The organism is Mesorhizobium sp. M1328, assembly GCF_040318075.1.
Classification (GTDB): domain Bacteria; phylum Pseudomonadota; class Alphaproteobacteria; order Rhizobiales; family Rhizobiaceae; genus Mesorhizobium.
In genome coordinates this window covers 117,407-138,809 of record NZ_JAMYLO010000019.1, presented here as the reverse complement: position 1 = coordinate 138,809, position 21,403 = coordinate 117,407, and the positions used below count along the sequence as shown (strand labels likewise).

At 63.3% G+C, this 21,403-nt stretch carries 20 protein-coding genes; 9 read left to right on the top strand and 11 right to left on the bottom strand.

Annotated features, from left to right (window positions below; translation table 11 throughout):
- On the top strand, positions 1–199 hold a 199-nt coding region (locus tag NKH23_RS26950; RefSeq protein ID WP_352913171.1), incomplete at its 5' end, for a transposase.
- A gap of 150 nt (positions 200–349) precedes the next feature.
- On the opposite strand, the gene NKH23_RS26945 is transcribed toward NKH23_RS26950, so the two are convergent.
- Genes NKH23_RS26945 through NKH23_RS26935 form a run of 3 tightly spaced genes read right to left on the bottom strand, consistent with a single transcriptional unit; the run spans position 350 to position 4,969 of the window.
- Positions 350–1,504: an efflux RND transporter periplasmic adaptor subunit gene (locus NKH23_RS26945; protein WP_352720691.1), complete on the bottom strand. Its 1,155-nt coding sequence runs from the start codon at positions 1,502–1,504 to the stop codon at positions 350–352.
- A 16-nt stretch (positions 1,505–1,520) separates the two neighbouring features.
- Positions 1,521–4,700: an efflux RND transporter permease subunit gene (locus NKH23_RS26940; RefSeq protein ID WP_352720689.1), complete on the bottom strand. Its 3,180-nt coding sequence runs from the start codon at positions 4,698–4,700 to the stop codon at positions 1,521–1,523.
- Entirely contained in the window at positions 4,694–4,969 is a 276-nt protein-coding gene (locus tag NKH23_RS26935) for a hypothetical protein (protein ID WP_352720687.1), read from the bottom strand. Before NKH23_RS26935 ends, NKH23_RS26940 begins: the two co-directional genes overlap by 7 nt.
- Before the next feature lie 253 nt (positions 4,970–5,222).
- On the opposite strand from NKH23_RS26935, the gene NKH23_RS26930 reads away from it, so the two are divergent.
- Positions 5,223–5,804 (top strand): TetR/AcrR family transcriptional regulator, encoded by a 582-nt coding sequence (locus NKH23_RS26930; RefSeq protein ID WP_031211029.1) that lies wholly within the window; start codon positions 5,223–5,225, stop codon positions 5,802–5,804.
- A 549-nt stretch (positions 5,805–6,353) separates the two neighbouring features.
- On the opposite strand, the gene NKH23_RS26925 is transcribed toward NKH23_RS26930, so the two are convergent.
- The 6 genes from NKH23_RS26925 to NKH23_RS26900 all read right to left on the bottom strand — a co-directional run bounded on the left by NKH23_RS26925 (position 6,354) and on the right by NKH23_RS26900 (position 12,540).
- Complete coding sequence (locus tag NKH23_RS26925; RefSeq protein ID WP_352720685.1) at positions 6,354–7,376, bottom strand: LacI family DNA-binding transcriptional regulator; 1,023 nt, start codon at positions 7,374–7,376, stop codon at positions 6,354–6,356.
- Between the two features lie 57 nt (positions 7,377–7,433).
- Entirely contained in the window at positions 7,434–8,228 is a 795-nt protein-coding gene (locus tag NKH23_RS26920) for an ATP-binding cassette domain-containing protein (RefSeq protein WP_352720683.1), read from the bottom strand.
- Positions 8,229–8,231: 3 nt separating this feature from the next.
- Positions 8,232–9,218, bottom strand: a complete 987-nt coding sequence (locus NKH23_RS26915; RefSeq protein ID WP_352720681.1) for an ABC transporter permease — start codon at positions 9,216–9,218, stop codon at positions 8,232–8,234.
- 107 nt (positions 9,219–9,325) lie between these two features.
- Positions 9,326–10,258, bottom strand: a complete 933-nt coding sequence (locus tag NKH23_RS26910) for a substrate-binding domain-containing protein (protein ID WP_352720679.1) — start codon at positions 10,256–10,258, stop codon at positions 9,326–9,328.
- A gap of 251 nt (positions 10,259–10,509) precedes the next feature.
- Entirely contained in the window at positions 10,510–11,304 is a 795-nt protein-coding gene (locus NKH23_RS26905; RefSeq protein ID WP_352720677.1) for an SDR family oxidoreductase, read from the bottom strand.
- A gap of 78 nt (positions 11,305–11,382) precedes the next feature.
- Entirely contained in the window at positions 11,383–12,540 is a 1,158-nt protein-coding gene (locus tag NKH23_RS26900; protein WP_352720675.1) for a fumarylacetoacetate hydrolase family protein, read from the bottom strand.
- 226 nt (positions 12,541–12,766) lie between these two features.
- Here NKH23_RS26900 and NKH23_RS26895 point away from each other — a divergent pair, with 226 nt between their 5' ends.
- From NKH23_RS26895 to NKH23_RS26865, 7 genes are all read left to right on the top strand, one after another.
- The gene (locus NKH23_RS26895; protein ID WP_352915811.1) at positions 12,767–14,050 is read left to right on the top strand and encodes an NAD(P)/FAD-dependent oxidoreductase; all 1,284 of its coding nucleotides are present in this window, start codon (positions 12,767–12,769) and stop codon (positions 14,048–14,050) included.
- Between the two features lie 83 nt (positions 14,051–14,133).
- On the top strand, positions 14,134–15,021 hold the full coding sequence (locus NKH23_RS26890) for an ABC transporter permease (protein WP_292659959.1): 888 nt from the start codon (positions 14,134–14,136) through the stop codon (positions 15,019–15,021).
- Positions 15,018–15,896: an ABC transporter permease gene (locus NKH23_RS26885; protein WP_352720671.1), complete on the top strand. Its 879-nt coding sequence runs from the start codon at positions 15,018–15,020 to the stop codon at positions 15,894–15,896. Before NKH23_RS26890 ends, NKH23_RS26885 begins: the two co-directional genes overlap by 4 nt.
- The gene (locus NKH23_RS26880; RefSeq protein ID WP_352660843.1) at positions 15,881–16,951 is read left to right on the top strand and encodes an ABC transporter substrate-binding protein; all 1,071 of its coding nucleotides are present in this window, start codon (positions 15,881–15,883) and stop codon (positions 16,949–16,951) included. Before NKH23_RS26885 ends, NKH23_RS26880 begins: the two co-directional genes overlap by 16 nt.
- Positions 16,952–17,130: 179 nt before the next feature.
- The gene (locus tag NKH23_RS26875) at positions 17,131–17,739 is read left to right on the top strand and encodes a cupin domain-containing protein (RefSeq protein WP_254820400.1); all 609 of its coding nucleotides are present in this window, start codon (positions 17,131–17,133) and stop codon (positions 17,737–17,739) included.
- Positions 17,729–18,814 carry an ABC transporter ATP-binding protein gene (locus NKH23_RS26870; RefSeq protein ID WP_352720669.1) on the top strand — a complete coding sequence of 362 codons (1,086 nt, stop codon included), beginning with the start codon at positions 17,729–17,731 and terminating at the stop codon, positions 18,812–18,814. Before NKH23_RS26875 ends, NKH23_RS26870 begins: the two co-directional genes overlap by 11 nt.
- Positions 18,815–18,845: 31 nt before the next feature.
- Positions 18,846–20,273, top strand: coding sequence for an aldehyde dehydrogenase family protein (locus NKH23_RS26865; RefSeq protein WP_352720667.1), 1,428 nt, complete (start codon positions 18,846–18,848; stop codon positions 20,271–20,273).
- Positions 20,274–20,399: 126 nt separating this feature from the next.
- On the opposite strand, the gene NKH23_RS26860 is transcribed toward NKH23_RS26865, so the two are convergent.
- Complete coding sequence (locus NKH23_RS26860; protein ID WP_502908406.1) at positions 20,400–20,885, bottom strand: SRPBCC family protein; 486 nt, start codon at positions 20,883–20,885, stop codon at positions 20,400–20,402.
- Positions 20,882–21,232, bottom strand: coding sequence for an ArsR/SmtB family transcription factor (locus NKH23_RS26855; protein ID WP_352720665.1), 351 nt, complete (start codon positions 21,230–21,232; stop codon positions 20,882–20,884). Before NKH23_RS26855 ends, NKH23_RS26860 begins: the two co-directional genes overlap by 4 nt.
- Positions 21,233–21,403: the final 171 nt, after the last annotated feature.

Genomic DNA, 21,403 nt, shown 5'->3' with positions numbered 1-21,403 from the left:
TTGGTACCTGCCACCCTACTCCCCCGACCTCAACCCGATCGAGCAGGCCTTCGCCAAGATCAAGCATTGGATGCGACAAGCTCAGAAGCGTACCGTCGAGGACGCTTGGCGCCACATCGGCCACCTCGTTGCGACGATCGAACCCGGCGAATGCAAAAACTACTTCGCAAACGCCGGATACGCTTCCGTCAAAACGTGAAAGACTCTAGAGAGCGCCTCTATGCTGCCATCGTCGCCAGAGCCGCCGTTCGCGCTACGGCTTGAATCGACCGTGTCGAAACTATCAGCAAAAACGGCGCCCTTGGCGTGGGAGCCGAGGGCGCCGCGGGACCGGACCTGATGGGGGTTATCAGGTGGCCGGTTTCTCGGGCAGCGGCGAGATCGGCATTCCCGGGCCGATCTTCTGCAGATTGCCGGTAATCACCCGGTCGCCTTCGGCCACACCGCTCAAGATGGCAACCTGATCGCCATTGGTCGGTCCGAGCGAAACGATGCGCTGGTCGACGGTGTTGTCCTTGCCGACGACATAGAGGTATTTGCCAAGCTGGCCTGAGCCGAGTGCCGTCTGCGGCACCATCAGCGCATCGGGCTGCTCTTTGACGTGCAGTCTGACGCGGACATACTGGCCGGGCAGCAGCGTGAATTTGCCGTTGCCGACCGTCGCCCGTGCCGTGATCGTGCCGGTCGAGCGATCGATCGTGTTGTCCATGAAGGTAAGATCGCCCTTCTGGCGCGGTTCGGTTTCACCAGGAAGCAGGACATCGACACTGATCGGTCCCGCAGCCCGAGCTTCCTCGATCTGGGTCAGGTCCGTTTCGCTCGGATTGAACGTGACGTAGATCGGATCGAGCTGCACCAGCGAGTTGAGCACGGTGCCGGCGACGCTGACCAGCGTTCCAACGGAAGCCTGGCTGCGTCCGATACGTCCCGCGAACGGGGCGCTGATTTCGGTATAGCTCAAATTGAGCTCGGCGGTCCGCAAAGCGGCCTGGTTCACGGCGAGCGAGGCCTGAGCCTCGCGCAAGGTGCTGGTGCGCTGGTCGAACACGTCCTTGGCGAGATAGCCGCTCTTGGCGAGCTCGCTGCCGCGCCCGAGACTGGAGCGTGCATAGTCGAGTGTTGCCGTGTCGCGCTGGATAAGCGCCTTCGCCTGCTCGAGGGCAGCCTGGAAATCCTCCGGGGCGATCTTGTAGAGAAGGTCGCCCTTGGCAACGTCGCTGCCGTCGGTGGCGACCTGCTCCTGCAGATACCCCGGCACGCGCGCCTGCAGCGTGATGCTGCGAATGGGCTCCACCCGGGCGGCATAGTCGAGATAGATCGGGATCGTCTTCTTGACGACGCTCACCACCGGCACCGGCATGACAAAGGCTTCCGGCTTGGGGGTCGCCGCCCCGGCTGTGCCGGCGTTGAGGCTGAGGCTGCCCATGTCGAGCAGGTGAACGCTCGCCACTGAAATCGCCCCAAGGGCGACGGCCGTTCCCAGCGCGATTTTCCATTTACGCATGATCAATTCTCCAGTCCTATTCAGCCGCTTCGGCCAATGGCTCGAAGGCGGATTCGGCAGTTGGTTGTTCAGTCGCTTCGGAGACCGGTCCGCTCTCGCTGCGGCGCTCGCGCAGCTGCTCGATCACCGCATAGAAGACCGGCACGAACACCAGCGACAGGATCGTCGCCGCGACCATGCCGCCAAAGACGGTGGTGCCGATCGACTGCCGGCTCGCGGCACCTGCACCTGTAGCGAACATTAGCGGCAGCACGCCGAGGATGAAGGCGAAGGCGGTCATCAGGATCGGTCGCAGCCGCAGCCGCGCCGCTTCCATCGCGGCGTCGACGATGCTGAGGCCTTCTTCGCGCCGGCGCCGGGCAAACTCCACGATCAGAATCGCGTTCTTGGCCGCCAGTCCGATCAGCATGACGAAGCCGATCTGCGAATAGACGTCGATCTGCATGCCGCGCAGCCACAGCACGACGAACGCACCGAACAATGCAAGCGGCACCGCCAGCAGCACCATGAACGGCATCGCCCAGCTCTCATATTGCGCGGCGAGGATCAGGAAGACGAAGACGATCGCGAGACCAAAGACGACGGATGCGATCGATCCCGCCTTGAGCTCCTGATAGGTGATGCCAGTCCATTCGTAGCCGAAATCTCTCGGCAACGCCGTGGCAGCGGCACGCTCCATTGCCGCCACCGCCTGGCCGGACGAAAAGCCGGGGGCGGCGCCGCCATTGATCAGGGCCGACGCATTGTTGTTATAATGCGGCACGGTCTCTGGGCCGACGATGGGCACAAGCTTGCCCAGCGTGCTCAGCGGCACCATGCCGCCCGACGCATTGCGGACATAGAGCCGCGAAATGTCGGCCGGACCCGCACGAGAGTCCTTGTCGGCCTGGATCGTCACCCGGAAGGTGCGGCCGAACAGGTTGAAATCGTTCACATAGAGCGAGCCGAGATAGATCTGCAGCGTATTGAAGACGTCCGGCAGGTTGAGCCCGAGCAGCTTCGCCTTGGCGCGATCGAGATCGTAGTTGAACTGCGGCGTCGAGGTCGAGAACGACGAGAACAATTGCTGCGGGTTGAGCTCGGGCTGCTTGCGCGCCTCGGCAATCACCGCTTGCGTCGCATCGTTGAGCGCCACGCTGCCGCGGCCGGTCAGGTCCTCGACCTGGAACTCGAAGCCACCGGTGGTACCAATGCCCGGGATCGACGGCGGGTCGAAGCTCAGCGCAAAAGCCTCCGGAATTTGCAGCAGCTTGTTGCGCACGTCGGCGACGAGCTTCGAAGCGCTCTGGTCGGGGCCGCGTTCGTCCCATGGCTTCAGGATGGCGAATTCGACCGCCGAGTTCGACTGCGCGGCGCTGGTCAGGAAGTTCAAGCCGCTGATCGAGCCGACGATGTCGACGCCGGGGGTATTCTGCAGGATGTCGCGTGCCTTTTGCGCCACGGCGTCGGTGCGTTCCAGCGAGGCCCCGTCGGGGAGCTGGATGACGACGAAGAAATAGCCTTGGTCCTCGACCGGGAGGAAGGTCGAGGGCAGGCGCTGCCAGACGAAATAGGTCGCGACAAGTCCGGCCGCGAACACGCCGAGCATGATCCAGCGCAGGCGGATGAGAATGCGCACGCCATTCGCATAGGCATGCGCCAGCCGTTCGAAGCCCATGTTGAACCAGCGGAACAGCACGAACTGCGTTTCCGGCCGGTGGCGCAGGAAGGCGGCGCTGAGCGACGGGGTAAGCGTCAGCGAGACGAAGGCCGAAATGCCGAAGGAGATCGCCACCGTCAGGGCAAACTGGTTGTAGAGCCGGCCGGACACGCCGGGAATGAAGGCGACCGGCACGAACACGGCCATCAGCACGGCGGTCGTGGCGATGATCGGGCCGGTGACCTCAGCCATCGCCGTGCGCGTGGCAGCCAGCGGTTTGAGGCCGGCCTCAAGTTGGCGTTCGACATTCTCGACGACGACGATCGCATCATCGACGACGAGGCCGATCGCCAGCACCATGCCGAGCAGGCTGAGCATATTCAGTGAGAAGCCAAGCATATTCATGACGGCCAGCGTCGCCACCAGCGACACCGGAATTGCGATCGTCGGGATGATCGTGGTGCGCCAGCTTTGCAGGAAGATGAACACCACGGCGACGACCAGGACCAGCGCTTCGCCGAGCGTGATCAGCACGTCGTGCATCGAGGCCGAAACGAAACGTGTCGTATCGTAATGCATGGCGTAGCTGACGCCCTTCGGGAAACGGGCCGACAGCTCCTGCATCTTGTCCTTGACGCGCTGCTGCAGATCGAGCGCGTTGGAGCCCGGCATCTGGTAGACCGCCAGCACCACCGTCGGGTCCTTGCCGAAGAAGGCCGACGACGAATATTGCAGCGCGCCGAGCTCGATGCGCGCAACGTCGCGCAGCCTGACCAGCGAGCCGTTTGCGGTATTGGCGCGCACGACGATGTCGCCGAACTCCTTGGGATCGCTCAGCCTGCCCACGGCGTTGACCTGCATCTCGAAGGCAGTGCCGGCCGGAGCCGGCGACTGCCCGATCTTGCCGGCCGCCACCTGGACGTTCTGCTCGGCGACGGCGTTCTGCACGTCGACGGCAGTAATGCCGAGATTGGCTAGCTTGTCGGGGTCGAGCCAAATGCGCATCGAATAGCGCCGCTCGCCGAAGATCTGCACGTCGCCAACGCCGGGCAGGCGCTTCAGCGGATCGACCACCTGCAGATAGGCGAGATTGCTCAACGCGACCGGGTTGACGGAACCGTCCGGCGAGGTGAGGTCGACGATCAGGACGAAGTTCGGGTTCTGCTTCTTGATCGTCACGCCGCCCTGATTGACGATGGCCGGCAACGAGGAAGCCGCCTGCGAAACGCGGTTCTGGACGTCGACGGCCGCGGTGCTCAGATCGTAGCCAACGTCGAAGGTGATGGTGATCGTCGAGGAGCCGTCATTGGAGCTCGACGACGACATATAGGTCATGCCCTGGACGCCGTTGATCTGCTGTTCGAGCGGCGTCGTCACCGTGTCGGCGACGACCTGCGCGCTGGCGCCCGGGTAATGGGCGCTGACCACGACCTGGGGCGGCGTGATGTCGGGAAATTGCGAGACGGGCAGCAGGAAATAACAGATCCCCCCGGCGAGCACCATGATGATGGCGATCGCCGACGCAAAGATCGGGCGATGGATGAAGAAGTTTACCATGAGATGCACGCCTCGCCCGATGCTCTGGCCCGGCCAAAGGCCTTGGCCACCCTGGACAGCCGCCGGCTGCGCATTGAGCCGGAATCTTCGAGAAAACCGAAATCTTGCAGAGGGCGGCGCGGCGCATTGCGGCGCTCGGCCTGCTCATCCGCCAGCGCACGCAGCATCGCCTCGAAAGACCGCGGGTCGACGCGGTCGGCTTTCATCAGCATGCGGATCATCGGATCCCTCACGACTTCATCGATCGTCAGATCATTGCGCTGCGACATCGAAGCGGCTCCTGGTTTTTGGTGATCCGCGGCAGGCCGCGGATCGGGTGTTCTCTTGCTCGCCGGCCGAGGCCGTAAGGTGCGGTTCGTCCCCTTGCCGATCGGGGCGGGGCTGATGGCCGGCACTTGCGAGTTTGACATGATGCAATGCGGGTGTTACAGGTAAGTAACATCTCTAACGTTACAGACCGGTAACACCCTAGTCAAGAGGTGCACCGAGGGAATTTCGGGAAACGCAATCACGGAGGTTTTGATGACAGACGGTGTTGTGGAGCGTGTTCGCCCCCGGGACAGGATCCTGGAGACGGCACGGGACATGTTTCACAAGCATGGCATTCGCGGCGTCGGCATCGACGCCATCACCGAGGCCGCCGGCACCAACAAGATGACGCTCTACCGGCATTTCGAGTCCAAGGACGACCTGATCATCGAATGTCTGCGGGCGACCGCCTGCAGCGCCAACGCGATGTGGGAAAAGTTCGAGGCCGAGAATCCGGGCGACAAGCTGGCGCAGCTGCACGCCTGGGTCCGAATGGCGGCCGATTGCTTGATGTCCGACCGTCGCGGTTGCGACATGGCCAACGCCGCCATCGAGCTGAGCGAGGCCGATCATCCGGCAAGGCAAGTGATCAAGGAACTCAAGGAAGCGCAGCGCGAGCGGCTGGTCTCCCTGTGTCGCGATGCCGGCATCGGACAGGCCGAACTTCTTGCGGACACGCTGTCGCTGTTGCTCGAGGGCGCCCGTGTCAGCCTGCAAAGCGTCGGCGCCGAGGGCCCGAGCGCGCAGTTCGTCCGCATGGCGGAAGGCCTGATCACTTCTTTCAGGGCCAGATAATCTCGCAAGCGGCGAAACGATCCGTGGCGTTTCGATTGCGCGCCGCGCCGCCGGGTGATGTCTCGTCCTATCCGGATGTGCCATCTCGCGTCTCCCTTGCCGATCCCCCGCACCATTGCCGGCGCGGCGTTGTTTGCTGGTCGTGAGGCAGGATAGGGCCGCCGGCGAACCGGTGAGAGTGACAAGTGTGACAGGATTCTGCCCGACAAGCCGCGGCGATCGCAGCGAAGCTCATCGATCCGCGGATCAACAGTCGTGTCCGGTGCTAGTCACGATCCCAAGCGTCGGCCGCTATCCCGGAGCCGGAATAAAAAAAGCCCGCTGCCGGGAGGAGGTGGCAGCGGGCTCGATTTCGAATACGGCACGGGAGGAGGTGTACCGCACTCAGCGTCGGCATCGCATCTGGGAGGAGTAGATGGCCGACACCTGCGAAACTATCGATTGCCCAATGATTCGGCAACCACAAAAGTTGCATAGCTGATGTGCAGATTTGCGGTATCAACCGAATTTTAACGATCGAGGCCCGAGCGCCATCGCCCTCGCGCGGCATCACTGCACCGGGACATTTTCCTTGAAGATCAGGCGCGGCTCGATGAATTTCCGCGTCAGATAGGGCGCCGACGAGGCGATCGAGCCGAGCAGGCGAATGACCGACTGTTCGGCAATCAACCGCGCATTCTGGTCGATGACGACGTCGAGCAGGTCGTCGACGAGATAGCCGCGCGTCTCGCGCGTCAGATCATGGCAGATGAACACCGGCTTCTTCCGCGGCCTGACTTCGAGCAACGCTTTTGCCACACCCGAGCGTCCGGCGCCGATACAGTAGATGCCGAGCAGCTCCGGCTCGTTGTGCAGCGCCTTCATGGTCGCGGTATAGCTGACCTCCGGCTCATCGTTGATCTCGACGGCGCTGGTGACGGTCAGATTGGGAAACTCTTCGCCGAGCACGGAGCGAAAGCCCATTTCGCGTTCCTCGTGGCCGCGATAGGAACGTGAGCCGACCACCATCGCCAGATGGCCCTGGCGGCCACCGAGGAACCGTCCCATCAGCAGCGCCGCGGTGCGGCCGGCCACCCGGTTGTCGATGCCGACATAGGCTGAGCGGGGCGCGCCAGGAACGTCGGACACCAGCGTGACCAGGCGGATGCCGGCCTCGACGATCTCGCGCAAGATGTTGCGCGTTCTCGGATGATCGATGGCGATGACGCCGACCCCGTTCGCCTTGAGCGAGAGGTTTTCGACGGCCACCTGCAAGGCACTCGGCGAAATGCCGGCGAGCTTGTGGATGCGGCAGGAGGCGACCAGCGGCAGGCGCGCCGCATAATCCTCGATGTGTCTGGCCAGATCGGCCATGAAGGCATTGCTGCCGATCGGCAGGAAGAATTCGAGATGTGCCGGCCGCGAGGGCAACGCGACCTGGTCGACAACCGGCAGATAGCCGAGCTGCTTGGCCGCCTCCATTACGCGCTGCCGGTTGGCGGCACTCGCCCCCGGCCGATTGTTGAGCACACGGTCGACCGTCGCGGTCGACAGGCCGCAGCTTCTGGCAATATCCGAAACGGTGGCTTTCATATCGCAACCATGTGGCGATGCGATCCAGTGCTTCGACGATAAGCCCGGCCCGGCCGCTCAGCCGGGCCGTTTCGTGCCCTCGACCAGCGCCTCATGGATCTCCTTGTCCGACATGCCGGTGATGACGCGTTCGACTTCGGCGACGCTGGTCTTCTTCGGGTCGATATCGTCGGCGACGACCTTGCCGCGGCGCATGACGACGATGCGGTCGACCACCTGGAAGACATGATGGATGTTGTGGGCGATGAAGATGCAGGAATGGCCGGAATCGCGGGCGCTACGCACGAAGCTCAGCACGCCCTGCGTTTCGGCGACGCCGAGATTGTTGGTCGGCTCGTCGAGGATGATGAGGTCGCTGTCGAAATGCATGGCGCGTGCAATCGCCACCGCCTGCCGCTCGCCGCCGGAGAGCGAGCCAATCGGCGTCGTGGGCGGGATGTTCTTCGAGATGCCGACCTGCTTGAGCAGGTCGCGGGCAACCACGTTCATCGCCTCCTGGTCCATGCGGTTGAGGAAACGCGGCGGCTTGATCGGCTCGCGTCCGAGAAACAGGTTGCGGGCGATCGACAGCTGCGTCACCAGCGCCGAGTCCTGGTAGATCGTCTCGATGCCGTGGGCGATGGCGTCGCTGGTGCTGCGCAAATTCACCTTCTTGCCGCGGATGAAGATGTCGCCGCTGGTCAGCGGGACCGCGCCCGACAGCACCTTGATCAGTGTCGACTTGCCGGCGCCGTTGTCACCGAGCAGACCGACGATCTCCCTTTCATTGACATGGAAATTGGCGTCCACCAGCGCTTGCACGCGGCCGTAGGACTTGCGGATATTTTCCATGCGGACAAGCGGTTCGGCCATGGTTCAAGTCCCTGCCTGATGCCGGCGTTCCAGCCATGAGTGGAGCGCCATCATGCCGAGGATGATGGCGCCGATGAAAATATTATAGGCAAGGCCGGGCACGCCGATCAGCACGATGCCGTTGCGCATCACGCGCAGGATCAGGATACCGAGCACCGTGCCGATGATTGTGCCGCGCCCACCGGTCAGCGCCGTGCCGCCGATCACAACCATGGCGATGACTTCGAGCTCGTAGCCGGTGCCGCTGTTGGGGTTGGCCGCCGAGGTGCGCAGCGAGCTGATGACGCCGGCAAGCGAGGCCAGGATCGACGACAGGATGAATAGGCCGATCTTGACGCCGCTGACATTGACGCCGCGCGCCCTTGCAGCACTTGGGTTGCCGCCGGCCGCCTGGATCCAGTTGCCGGTCCGGCTCTGCGTCAGCACGTAGCCGAGCGCGGTTGCGGCGGCGATGAACCAGAACAGCGACATATAGATACGGAACGGCCCGATGAAGAAATCGCCGACCAGCGCTTCCGCCAGCCAGCTGCCCTCGGCGCTCCAGGTCCGCTGCGGAAACCCGTTGGTGACGAACAAAGCGGTGCCGCGCACCACCAGCAGCATGCCCAACGTCACCAGGAAGGACGGGATCTTGAGCTGCGTCACGAACCAGCCATTGACCAGTCCAATGAACGCAGCGACCACCAGCGCCATGACGAAGGCGGCTTCGAGCGAGGCGACGCCGCTGTTGAACAACGTCCACATCAGGACCGGCGAGAAGCCGAACACCGAGCCGACCGAGAGGTCGAATTCGCCTGATGTCATCAACAGCGTCATCGCCAGCGCGATCAGCCCGAGCTCAACCGTGAAGGCCAGCGTGTTCGAGATGTTTTGCGGCGACAGGAAGTCGTGGTTGATGCCCCAGAACACGGCGATCTCGACGACGAGCAGCACGAACGGCCCGAACTCGGGCCGCGCGATCGAGCGTTGGATAAGAGAACGATTTTCCACCTTGGACCCGCGATAGGATTGGATTTGGCCGAGACCGCAACCGGCTTCGGCGGAATGATGAGACAGTCACGGCCGCTGAAGCGGCCGTGACCAACTCGATCGCGGATTTATTTGCCGGACAGGATCTTGTCGTAGACTGCCGCGGTGTCCTTCTCGTAGAGCGCGCCGGTGATCACGTCGAAGCCGGGCGGAATACCGCTCGCCGCCATGTTGGCGAGCGAGAGCGCGACGTAGCTGGTCGCCTGCGGATCCTGCCACTGGCCGGCATTGACGTAGCCGTTCAGCACTTCCTGGGTGGTGTCGAGCGAGTTGCCCCAGCCGACGACCGGGATTTCGCCCGGCTTGACGCCGACCTGGTCGAACACCCGCTTGATCGAACCGGTGACAAGGTCGCCAAGGCCGATGATCGCCTTGACCTTGGCCCTGTTGGCGGTGAGGTAATCGACCATGCGGTTGATCACTTCGGCCTGGTCGAGCGTCGCTTCGGTGATTTCATAGGTGATGCCGAGCGGCTCGAAGACGCTCTTGATGCCTTCCTCTTCCTGGACGCCATAGGTAGCGCCGGGAATTTCGACCGGCATCCAGACGAAGTCGCCCTTCTTCACCAGGCCCTTGTCGACCAAATACTGAGCCCAATGCTTGCCGAAGGTGACGTTGTCGCCGCCGACATAGGCGTTGAAGTCCGCCTTCGGATCGGGCGTGTTGAAGTTGATGATCGGGATGTTCGCCGCCCGCGCTTCCTTGACGATCTCGACAAGGCTGCCCGGATCAGGGCTGGTCGTGGTGATGCCGTCGGCCTTGGCGGCGATCGCGGCGCGAACAGCCTCCTGCTGTGACGCCACGTCGCCATTGTGGAACGACGTGTTGACAGTGTTGCCGGTATCCGCCGCCCATTGCTTGGCGCCGGCAAGGAAGTAGGTCCAGACCGGATCGGCCGGGCCGCCATGCGAAATCCAGTAGAACGTCTTGGCCTGTGCCGCGGCCGGAATAGCCAGCGCCACCACCAAGCCGAGTGCAAGCAGTCTTAGCCTCGTCAGCATTTGATTTCCTCCCATTTGAACCGAACTCCTCCTCCGACGACGATCACCGCGAAAAGCCGTGCGCGGCCAAAACGGTGGTCGCATTTTGCCAGCGTCGACCTGGCGCATTAGAGCATTCCCTTTTTCGATCGATGGCAAGCCTCCATCCGCCAGTGGACGTTGGCGCAAGGCACCACGCCATCAGCAATCCCATCAGATTGCATCAGTTTGGCTGATATTTTCCAGGCGGCCGACGATCGGCCTTGCGACCGTCATGCAATGCCGCGCGGCGGCGCGCCGAGCACGGATTGCTCTAGGTCGATAAGCGTCCCGGTCATCAGCCCGGAGGCGTCGCTGAGCAGGAACAGCGTTAGCTGGGCGACTTCGTCCATGGTCAGCAATCGACCAAGCGGCAGGCCGGCGGCGGCGATCTTTGCCCAGTTTTCGCCCTTGCCCAGCGTGCGCGCCTGCATCTCTTGTTCGGCCGGCGTCGCTACCCAGCCCATGTTGATGCCGTTGACGCGGATGCGATCGGAAAGATGCGCGTTGGCAATGTTTCTGGTCAGCGTCGAAAGCGCGCCCTTGGTTGCGGAATAGATGGCAAGGTCCGGCGCACCGCAATGCGCATTCACCGACAGTATGTTGACGATGGCGCCCGCCGCCCGCCGTGTCTTCATGTCGGCTACGGCCGCCTGCATGAGGAAGAACGGCGCGCGCGCATTGACGGAAAACAACCTGTCCCAGTCGTCGATTGTGCCAGTTTCCAGCGAGGCCCGGTCGGTGAGGGCCGCGGCGTTCACCAGACAATCGATGCGGCCGAGTCTTTTGGTCGCTTCCGCCATGACAGCTGCAGGCGCGGCCGGATCTCCAAGGTCGGCCTGGATGAAGACGACGGGCCGGCTTGGTCGTGAAAGCTCTTCGGCGATGCGTCTGCCACGCTCGGTATTGCGGCCGACAATGGCGATCCCTTCGCCGCCGTCGGCTGAGGCCAGCCGGGCGATGGTCTCGCCAAGCCCTTGCGTTCCGCCGGTAACGACAAGGGTCTTGCCCTCAAGAGCGACGATCAATGGACTCTCCCGAATGCCGACGAGCAGGTAATTTCCAATCAGAGAATTCTAGAATCTATCGGATGTTAGGCTGGGGGACTAGATGAGGTCGGCCCTTGCGAGGTCACGCATCAGGTGGCTGGCGCCGTAGGTCCAGTGCGGGCAGTCGGGCGACAGCCGCACGCGGTTGACCAAGGCACCGAACTTCTCTGAAGAGATGGTGACGATGTCGCCGACCTTGTGGGTAAAGCCCTTGCCTTGTTCGCCGCGATCCTTCGACGGCACGAACATCGTGCCGAGATAAAGCGCCAGCCCGTCCGGGTATTGGTGGTGCGACCCCATGGCGGCGGCGACCAGCTCTTCCGGCGAGCGGCTGATCTCGGCCATCGAACTGGCGCCCTCCAGCGAGAACCCATCCTCGCCCTCGACCTTCAACCGTACGATCGCCTGCTTCACGTCGCCGATGGAAAATGTCTCATCGAACAGCCGGATAAAGGGGCCAAGTGCTGCCGAAGCGTTGTTGTCCTTGGCTTTGCCGAGCAGCAGCGCCGAGCGCCCCTCGACGTCGCGCAGATTGACGTCGTTGCCGATCGTCGCCCCGACAATCCTGCCGCTGCTGGCGGCAATCATGGCGATCTCCGGCTCCGGATTGTTCCATGTCGAAACCGGATGCAGGCCGACATCGGCGCCGAAGCCGACCGAGGCCATCGGCTGGCATTTGGTGAAGATCTCGGCATCGGGGCCGATGCCGACTTCCAGATATTGCGACCAGGCGCCGCGCGCAATCAGCTTGGCCTTGATCTCCATCGCTTCCGGCGAGCCGGGTTTGAGCTTGGACAGATCGTGGCCGATCAGGCCGGCAATGTCGGCGCGAATGGCGTCGGCCTTTTCGGCCGAACCGCGCGCCTGCTCCTCGATCACCCGTTCGAGCAGGCTGACGACAAAGGTGACGCCAGATGCCTTGATCGCCTGCAGGTCGACGGGGGACAGCAGGTACGGTTTCCCCGGATCGCGCGCTGTCTCGAAACTGTTGGCGGCAATGGCATCGAGCGGGCCGATCGGCCGCCCCGTGGCCGAGCGGACGTGTCCTGCCGGATCAGGCAATTCGCAAACGTCGCGTACGGTCGGCGCCATATTTGACGTGATGTCGAAGACGGTACCGTCGCGCACCGTGACCACCAGCGGATGGGAAGCATCGCTCGCCCGGGCGCGGCCAACGAAGAGCCCTTCGGCGGGCAAATGTGTGGCGTTCGTCATGGCTTACATTTCCTGTTGTCTTGTCCTTCGGCCGCGGCACTTTCAACAAATTCCCGCCAAAGGTCTATCCCGCTTGCAGGGCGAGCTTTGTCAATTCTTTCAAGCGGTCTTCGCATCGCTGGACCTTGATCGAGCCTGGCGTGCGCCAATGGCGAGGGAAAACGCTCTTTCAAAATAATGAAACCGTCGCTAGGGTTTTCACCTACTGAAAATCTCCAGGTGACGCTTGCTCTTACGGTTTTCCGATCCAATCTGGCAGAAGCCGCGGACAGCCACCGCGTTCCAGTCGCTTTTTCCAGCCGGCCGACGCGTCGATGTCGTCATCGTCGGCGGCGGCATCATGGGGCTGTCGACGGCCTTGCACGCCGCCCGGCTCGGCCTTGCCGTCCAGGTGCTGGACGCCGGCGAAATTGGCAATGGCGCATCCGGCCTGAACGGCGGTCAGGTCATTCCCGGCCTGAAATACGATCCGGACTGGCTGCTGGAGCATTTTGGTCTCGAACACGGCGAAGCGCTCGTCAACTTTGCCGCCTCGACCGCTGACACCGTCTTCGAATTGATCCGTGACGAAAGACTGGCGGTGCCGTTCGTCCGCAATGGCTGGATCCAGGCGGCGCATACCGAGACCGCGCTGAAAGCGGCGGCAAACCGGGATCGGCAGTGGCGGGCGCGCGGCGCCGATGTCCGGCTGCTGAGCGCGACGGAGATCGCGACGATGACCGGCGCGCAGGGCTATCTCGGCGGCTGGCTCGATCGCCGTGCCGGTGTCATCGATCCGCTCGCCTACACGTCGGAACTGGCGCGCGTCGCTGCAGCGGCGGGCGTGAAGATCGCCGAGCGCCAGAACGTGATGCAGATCAGCAAGGATGCTGGCAGTTGGCACGTTTCAACCGAAAGCGGCGCCGAACTCAAGGCCAAGGCGGTCGTTCTGGCGACCAACGCCTATACCGGCGGCCTGCTCCCGGGCCTCGCCGAGACGTTCGTTCCGCTGCATTCCTTCCAGATCGCGACGGCGCCGCTATCATCCAATGTCGCGGCAGCGATCCTGCCGGACGGGCAGGCAGTGTCGGATTCGCGCCGCATCCTCGTCTATTATCGCAAGAGTGCCGATGGCCGACTGGTGCTCGGCGGGCGCGGCCGCATGGCCCTGCCGAACGGCCCGGCCGACTGGGCGCATCTGGAACGCGCGCTGCTGCGGCTCTACCCGGCGCTGTCCGATATGGCCATTGAAAAGCGCTGGTTCGGTCGGGTGGCAATGACGCCGGACCATCTCCCGCATATCCACGAGCCAGAGAAGGGTCTGCTGGCGGTCGTCGGTTGCCAGGGCCGCGGCATCGGTCTGATGACCGCGCTTGGCGAGCGCATCGCCTCCTACCTGTCGAGCGGCGACACCAGGCAATTGCCGTTCCCGATATCGCCGATCCGGCCGATCCCGTTTCACGCCTTTCGGCAGGTCGGCGTTGCCGCGACCATCGCCTGGTACCGGATGCTGGACGCCTTCGAACGCTGACGTCATGCCCAAGCGTGAAACAGCTTGACAGCTTCACGAATATGAAAAAAGCTTGGTCGATTTCAAATTATGATGGGCCGTCGATGTCGACTATCGCCGCAACGCAGCCGCTGCCGGAAACCCGGTCTTCGCCGGGTTTTCGCTTCGCCATGCTGCTGCCCGGCGGGCTGGTCACCTTTCTGCTGATCCTTTTCGCGCTTGGCCTGGTGTTCTTCCTGGCCTTTCGCGGCAATGACGGCTCGCTGCTGGGGGCCGGTTTCACCCTTGCGAATTTCGTCACGGTGGCCACCGATCCGCTGTACTGGACGGTGACGCTGCGCTCGCTGGGCATCGCCGGCCTGGTGACGCTGGCAACCGTCGTCACGGCATATCCCGTTGCCTACTACCTGGCTTTCCATGCCGGGCGGCAGCGTGGGCTGCTGCTGTTCCTGCTGACCCTGCCGTTCTGGACCAGCTATCTGCTGCGCGTCTTCGCCTGGAAGATCGTGCTTGCCTATAATGGCGTGCTGAACTCCGCGTTGATCGAAAGCGGCATCTGGTCGGAGCCGACATTGGCGTTCTTGAATACGCCGGCAGCGGTCGTCGTCACGCTTGCCCACGCTTATGCGCCGTTCGCCATCCTGCCCATCTATGTGGCGCTGGACACGATCCCGAAATCGCTGCTCGAAGCTGCTTCCGATCTCGGCGCAAAACCGTTCACCAGTTTCCGTCGCATCGTGCTGCCTAATTCGATGCCGGGCGTGCTGGCGGCTGCTCTCGTCGTCTTCGTGCCGACCGTCGGCGATTATGTGACGCCGGCGCTGGTCGGCGGCCCTGCCAGCACCATGATCGGCACGCTCATCCAGGCCGAGTTCGGCAAGGCCAATGACTGGCCGTTCGGCGCCGCACTCGCCGTCGCCGTCATGCTGGTCATTCTCGCCGTGGTGCTGGTGGTGCGCTTCGCCGACCGCCGATACGGCAGCCGCACATGAACACGGCGCGTATCGATGCAAGGCAGGGCGGCGGCTGGCTGGGAGCCTACGTCCTTGCCTATCTGGTGTTCCTGTATCTGCCGATATTGCTGATCCCGCTGTTTTCCTTCAACAATTCGATCCAGGCGGCATTTCCGCTGCAAGGCTTCACGCTGGAATGGTACGGCACGCTTTACGGCAATTCGGCGCTCTCCGGCGCACTTGCCACCAGCCTCGTCATCGGCGCCATTGCCGCCATCGGCGCAACACTCTGCGGCATCACCGTGTCCTATATGGACCTCTACGGCCGTTCGCCGCTGGCGGCCACGATCAGTGCCATAGCGCGGCTGCCAATCCTGATCCCCGGCGTCATCGTCGGCATATCGCTGCTGATCCTGGTCAATCTTGCCGGTTTCGGGCCGTCGCGCATTGCCATCGTGCTCGGTCACATATTGGTGGCGCTGCCGACGACGGTGGTGGTCATGCGCAGCCGCTTCGCCGCCATTCCGAAGACCATCCGTGAGGCAGCGCTCGACCTCGGCGCCTCGGACTGGACGACCTTCAGACGGGTGATGCTGCCGCTCAGCCTGCCCGCCATTATTTCGGCGTTCATGCTGGCCTTCCTGACCTCGTTCGACGAGTTCATCGTCGCCTTCTTCCTTGCCGGCACCGAGCCGACGCTGCCGCTTTATATCTGGAGCCAGCTGCGCTTCCCGAAATCGCTGCCGACCGTCATGGCGCTCGGCACCGCGATCCTGGCCGTGTCGTTCCTCATCGCCGCACTCGCCGAAATCCTGCGCCATCGCGGGCTTGCCGCCACCCGGCGGCCAGCGCCCGCCAGCCTGTCAAAACCAGAAGAAACCGAAAGAGGAGAACTGCAATGGCATTCGACCTGAAATCGATAACGGCAAAGACAGCGAAAACCGGACTGGCTGCCTTCGCGCTGGCGCTTGCGTCGACTGTCGCCTTTGCCGGCGACAAGTTGCAATATTTCACCTGGTCGGGCTATGAACTGCCCGACTTCAACAAGAGCTTCCTCGCCGCGCACCCCGATGGTGTCGAAGCCTCGATGTTTGGCGACGACGATGACGCTTTCACCAAGGTCAAGGCTGGCTTCCGCCCCGACATCGCGCATCCCTGCTATGACAAGGTGGCGCGCTGGAACAAGGAAGGCCTGCTGCAGCCGATCGACACCAAGCGCATCAAGAACTGGGATTCGATCTTCCCGGTTTTCAAGAACCTGCCCGACCTGCAGGCCGGCGACGGCAAGGTCTGGATGGTGCCGTGGGACTGGGGCAACACCTCGATCCTCTACCGCACCGATCTGGTGAAGAACCCGGAAGCCAGTTGGAACCTGCTCTGGGACAAGCAATATGCCGGGCGCATGGCGACCATCGATGCCGTCCACGACACACCGGTGGTGGCGGCCCTTCTCGCCGGCGTCAATCCATTCGACATGACGCCGGAACAGATGGACAAGGTGGCGGAGAAACTGCGCGAGCAGCGCCCGCTGCTCTCGAACTACACCACCGACATGACCTCGGTCGAACAGGCGTTGGCGAGCGGCCAGCTGGTCGCGGCCATGACCTGGAACGCCTCGGCCACCTCGCTGAAGAAACAGGGCGTGCCGGTCGAGTTCATGAAGCCGAAGGAAGGCATGCTGACCTGGGCTTGCGGCTTTGTCATGCTCAAGGACGCCAAGAACGTCGACCTCGCTTATGACTTCATCAACAGCCGGCTTGAGACGGATTCCGGAAAATACCTGATCCAGGCCTACGGCTATGGCAGCTCGACCAGCTCGGCTTTCGCCGCCGTGCCGAAGGAGGAGCTGGAGAAACTGCAGCTGCCTTCCGATCCCGAGGTGATGCTGAAGACCACCATCTTCACCGGGCCGATGAAACAGAATGACGAACTCGCCAAGATGTTCGAGAAGGTCAAGGCAGGCGGCTGAGTTTGTTTTCCCTTCTCCCCTTGTGGGAGAAGGTGTCGCCGAAGACGACGGATGAGGGGTGTTCCAGATGGCACCGACGGCACTCCGGCCAACACCCCTCATCCGTCCCGGCGCTTCGCGCCGATCCACCTTCTCCCACAAGGGGAGAAGGGGAGACCTTACCAAACGAGGACGAATGGATGGACATGCTGGACGAAGCGGCTGAGAAGCCGAAGGACGACGCCGACGTCAGGGTCGGCCGGCGCGTGCGGGCGCTCAGGCTGGAGCGCAATCTCTCGCTGGCCGAACTTGCCGCCAAAGCCGGCGTCTCGATCGGTGCGCTGAGCCAGATCGAGCGCGGCATGTCATCATTGCGGGTGCGAGTGATCTGGCCGCTCGCCGCCGCACTCGACATCGAGCCGTCGGCACTGATCGTTGACGGCAACGATGCCGGCAACGATCTTTATTGCGTGCGCGCCAACAGCCGGCGTCAGATCCCGGTCAAGTCGGAAGGCATCGCCAAGGCGCTGCTGTCGCCGCCGGCCGCCACGCTGACCGGCATGCTGGTGACCGTGGAAGCCGGTGGCGGCACCGCCGAAGCCTACGCCCATGCCGGCCACGAATTCGGCTTCGTCCTGTCGGGCGAGGTCGAGCTGGTGGTCGATTCGACCAGATACGGGCTGAAGGCCGGTGACAGCTTCGCCTTCAAGAGCACCTTGCTGCATGCCTTCCGCAATCCGGGCAGCGAGCGCTGCCAGATCCTGTGGGTCAACACCACCAAGCCGTCCGAGGTTCGCGATGGCGCCTGATCCGCTCGTCCGGCTGGACAAGGTCTCCAAGATTTTTCCCGGCGGCATCATAGGGCTCGACGCCGTCGATCTTGATATTTGGCGCGGCGAGTTCCTGACCCTGCTCGGACCGTCCGGCTGCGGCAAGACCACCAGCCTGCGGGTCATCGCCGGCTTCGAGAGCCCGTCGAACGGCAGGGTCCTGCTCGAAGGCCGCGACATCACGGCGCTCAGGCCCTTCGACCGTCCCGTCAATACCGTGTTCCAGGACTACGCGCTGTTCCCACACATGAACGTTGCCGAAAATGTCGGCTTCGGCCTGTCGCTGCGCAAGCTCTCCGGTGCCGAACAGGCAAGGCGCGTCGGCGCAGCGCTCGACATGGTCGGCCTTGCTGAAAAGCTCGGCGCCCGTGTGTCCGAATTGTCGGGTGGCCAGCGCCAGCGCGTCGCGCTTGCCCGCGCCATCGTCTGCGAACCGCGTGTGCTGCTGCTCGACGAGCCGCTGTCGGCGCTCGACGCGCATCTGCGCGAGCAGATGCAGGTCGAACTGAAGCGGCTGCAGTCGCGGCTTGGCACCACCTTCGTCATGGTCACGCATGACCAGACCGAGGCGCTGTCGATCTCCGATCGCATCGTCGTCATGAACAAGGGCCACATCGAGCAGATCGCGCCGCCGGCGACCCTTTACGACCGGCCCGCCACCAAATTCGTCGCCAGCTTCATCGGAACCATGAACCTTCTGCAGTCGCGCTTTGTCGGCCGTGACGGCGAGCGCTTGCGGTTCATCGCCGGCGTCCTGCCGCTGGAAGCGATTTCGGATAAAGGCGAGCTGCCTGGCGAGGGCACTGTGCGCACCATCGGCGTGCGTCCGGAGGACCTTTTGGCCACGACCGAGGCCGCGGCCGGTACCGCACCGGTGCGGGTGAACAGCATCGTCTTTCACGGCCGCACCTTGCGCCTTCATGCAGAGCTGGGGCAGGGGACACAGGTGGTGATCGACGCGCCGCGCCGGGCGGAGGGTTTTCAATTCAGCGTCGGCGACGTGGCGCATATCAGCCTGCGCCGTGGCGCCAACTGCCCTATGCTGCCAAGCTAGTCTCACTCATTCCTAGAAAACCGGAGCACCCATGGGCAGTCATCTCAATTTCTTCATCGGCGGCAAATGGGTCGGCCCCGTGGTTCCGGCAACGCTGGATGTGATCGATCCGTCCACCGAAGAGGCCTACACCAAAATCTCGGTCGGCTCGAAAGCCGATGTCGACAAGGCCGTGGCGGCAGCCAAGGCGGCATTCCCGGCCTTCTCGCAAACCAGCAAGACCGAGCGCCTGAAGCTGCTGAAGCGTATCCTCGAAGTCTACAATGAGCGCTACGAGGACATCGCCCAGGTGGTCAGCCATGAAATGGGCGCGCCGATCAGGTTGGCGCGCGAGGCGCAGGCCTGGGCGGGCAGGGCGCATATGGAAGCTACCATCAAGGCGCTTGAGGATTACGAATTCAGCGAGAAGCGCGGCACCACCATGGTGGTAAAGGAGCCGATCGGCGTCTGCGCGCTGATTACACCGTGGAACTGGCCGCTCAACCAGATCGTCTGCAAGGTGGCGCCGGCGATCGCCGCCGGCTGCACCGTCGTTTTAAAGCCTTCCGAAATCGCGCCGATCAGCGGCATCATCTTTTCCGAGGTGATGGACGCCGCCGGCACGCCGAAGGGCGTCTACAATATGGTGAATGGCACCGGCCCGGATGTCGGCCAGGTCATGGCCGGCCATCCTGACGTCGACATGGTCTCGTTCACCGGGTCGACCCGGGCCGGCATCATCGTCGCCAAGACGGCCGCCGATACGGTCAAGCGTGTCGCGCAGGAGCTGGGCGGCAAATCGGCCAACATCGTGCTGCCCGACGCCGACTTCGAGGCGGCGGTGCGCAAGGGTGTCAAGGCGTGTTTCGGCAATAGCGGCCAGTCCTGCGACGCGCCGACCCGCATGCTGGTGCCGGCCGCCCGCCACGACGAAGCGCTGACCATCGCCAAGAAGACGGCCGAAGCGCACAAGGTTGGCGACCCGCGCTCGGAAGAGACCAAGCTCGGGCCGGTGGTCAGCAACATCCAGTTCGACAAGATCCAGCGGCTGATCGAGGCCGGTATCGCCGAGGGCGCAACGCTGGTCACCGGCGGCCCCGGCCGGCCGGAGCACCTCAACCGTGGCTACTATGTGCGGCCGACCGTTTTCGGCCACGTCAGGCCCGGCATGACCATCGAGAAGGAGGAGATCTTCGGGCCGGTTCTGTCTGTCATCTCCTACGATGACGATGATGATGCGGTGAAGATCGCCAACGACACCGTCTATGGCCTGGCCGCCTATGTGCAGTCGGGGGATATCGACCACGCCCGCAAGATTGCCAGCCGGCTGCGTGCCGGGCAGGTCTCGATCAACTATCCGGAATGGGACACGTTCGCGCCCTTCGGCGGCTACAAGCAGTCCGGCAACGGCCGCGAATACGCCGACTGGGCGATCCATGATTTCCTTGAGATCAAGGGTATCATCGGTTACGGCGCCTGAGCCTTCGACATTGGCATTATGCCAACCGTCAAGTTTGTTGCGAGCGTTGGTTCCTTCGGCACCGGCGTTCGGTTGAACGGCCACGACGGCTCCGTGGCCGCAATGTGAGTGCGAAGCAGGGTCGCCTCAGATCGTCTTGAGATAGCCGGCCAACTGATCCGCCACTGTGCCCCAGCCGTCGTAGAAGCCCATCTCCTCGTGGCTGTTGCGCGTGGCTTCGTCGCGGTGGATGGCGGTGGCGGTGTAGCGCGTCGTCTCGCCATACGATTGCAGCGATATGACCGCTGTAATGAATGGGTCGCCTGACGGCCGGTAGCCTGGCAGCAGCGCATCGGTCCACACCAGCCGCTCGTTCGGGACAATCTCGAGGTAGCAGCAACGCCTGTCGTTGACCTCCTTGCCGTCGGGCGACTGCATGCGGGTGCGGAACAGGCCGCCGGGCCGAAGGTCGATCTCGCAATCGGTGATGATCCACGGCTTCGGCGTGAACCATTGGCGGACATGCTCGGGCTTCGTCAATGCCGTCCACAGCAGTTCTCGCGGCGCCTGGATCGCTCGTTCGAGCACGAGGTCGAGCTTCGGATCGGGTTGGAACAACGGGACCATATTCATCTGTCTTTCTCCTTGAGTTTCAGCACGTAGTCGTCGAACTGGTCGAGGCGGCGCTCCCACAGCGCACGCTGCTCGGCCAACCAGTTTTCCGCGAGCTTCAACGGCTCCGGCGCGAGCCGGTAGGTCCTGACGCGGCCTGCCTTCTCCGAATGCACCAGCCCGCAGCCTTCCAGAACCCTGAGATGTTCGATGAAGGAGGGCAGGGCCATCTCGAACGGCTGGGCAAGCTCGCTGACCGAGGCGGGGCTTCGGTTCAGCCGCTCGACTACGCGCCGCCGGGTAGGATCGGCGAGCGCCCGGAAAATGCCGTCGATCGGCGGGGGGCTTTCGGTCTGCAGGCTCGTCATGGTCATTTCCTTGCCTCGGCCATCCGCATGACCAAAGTTGGCTCGGGACAACACTTAGGAAAATTCCTTACTATTGGCAAGCGCGAAAATCGCGATGCCCGGCAAGGCCGCTGGAAAACTAAGAGGTGCGGTTTTAGGGTGCCGTCAGATTCGACCGGTCCGAGGATCCGT

Bases quoted from the DNA above. Each gene is read 5' to 3' on its own strand.
- NKH23_RS26945 (WP_352720691.1), bottom strand. From the start codon at position 1,504: ATGCGTAAATGGAAAATCGCGCTGGGAACGGCCGTCGCCCTTGGGGCG.
- NKH23_RS26940 (WP_352720689.1), bottom strand. From the start codon at position 4,700: ATGGTAAACTTCTTCATCCATCGCCCGATCTTTGCGTCGGCGATCGCC.
- NKH23_RS26935 (WP_352720687.1), bottom strand. From the start codon at position 4,969: ATGTCGCAGCGCAATGATCTGACGATCGATGAAGTCGTGAGGGATCCG.
- NKH23_RS26930 (WP_031211029.1), top strand. From the start codon at position 5,223: ATGACAGACGGTGTTGTGGAGCGTGTTCGCCCCCGGGACAGGATCCTG.
- NKH23_RS26925 (WP_352720685.1), bottom strand. From the start codon at position 7,376: ATGAAAGCCACCGTTTCGGATATTGCCAGAAGCTGCGGCCTGTCGACC.
- NKH23_RS26920 (WP_352720683.1), bottom strand. From the start codon at position 8,228: ATGGCCGAACCGCTTGTCCGCATGGAAAATATCCGCAAGTCCTACGGC.
- NKH23_RS26910 (WP_352720679.1), bottom strand. From the start codon at position 10,258: ATGCTGACGAGGCTAAGACTGCTTGCACTCGGCTTGGTGGTGGCGCTG.
- NKH23_RS26900 (WP_352720675.1), bottom strand. From the start codon at position 12,540: ATGACGAACGCCACACATTTGCCCGCCGAAGGGCTCTTCGTTGGCCGC.
- NKH23_RS26890 (WP_292659959.1), top strand. From the start codon at position 14,134: ATGTCGACTATCGCCGCAACGCAGCCGCTGCCGGAAACCCGGTCTTCG.
- NKH23_RS26885 (WP_352720671.1), top strand. From the start codon at position 15,018: ATGAACACGGCGCGTATCGATGCAAGGCAGGGCGGCGGCTGGCTGGGA.
- NKH23_RS26880 (WP_352660843.1), top strand. From the start codon at position 15,881: ATGGCATTCGACCTGAAATCGATAACGGCAAAGACAGCGAAAACCGGA.
- NKH23_RS26875 (WP_254820400.1), top strand. From the start codon at position 17,131: ATGGACATGCTGGACGAAGCGGCTGAGAAGCCGAAGGACGACGCCGAC.
- NKH23_RS26870 (WP_352720669.1), top strand. From the start codon at position 17,729: ATGGCGCCTGATCCGCTCGTCCGGCTGGACAAGGTCTCCAAGATTTTT.
- NKH23_RS26865 (WP_352720667.1), top strand. From the start codon at position 18,846: ATGGGCAGTCATCTCAATTTCTTCATCGGCGGCAAATGGGTCGGCCCC.
- NKH23_RS26860 (WP_502908406.1), bottom strand. From the start codon at position 20,885: ATGAATATGGTCCCGTTGTTCCAACCCGATCCGAAGCTCGACCTCGTG.
- NKH23_RS26855 (WP_352720665.1), bottom strand. From the start codon at position 21,232: ATGACGAGCCTGCAGACCGAAAGCCCCCCGCCGATCGACGGCATTTTC.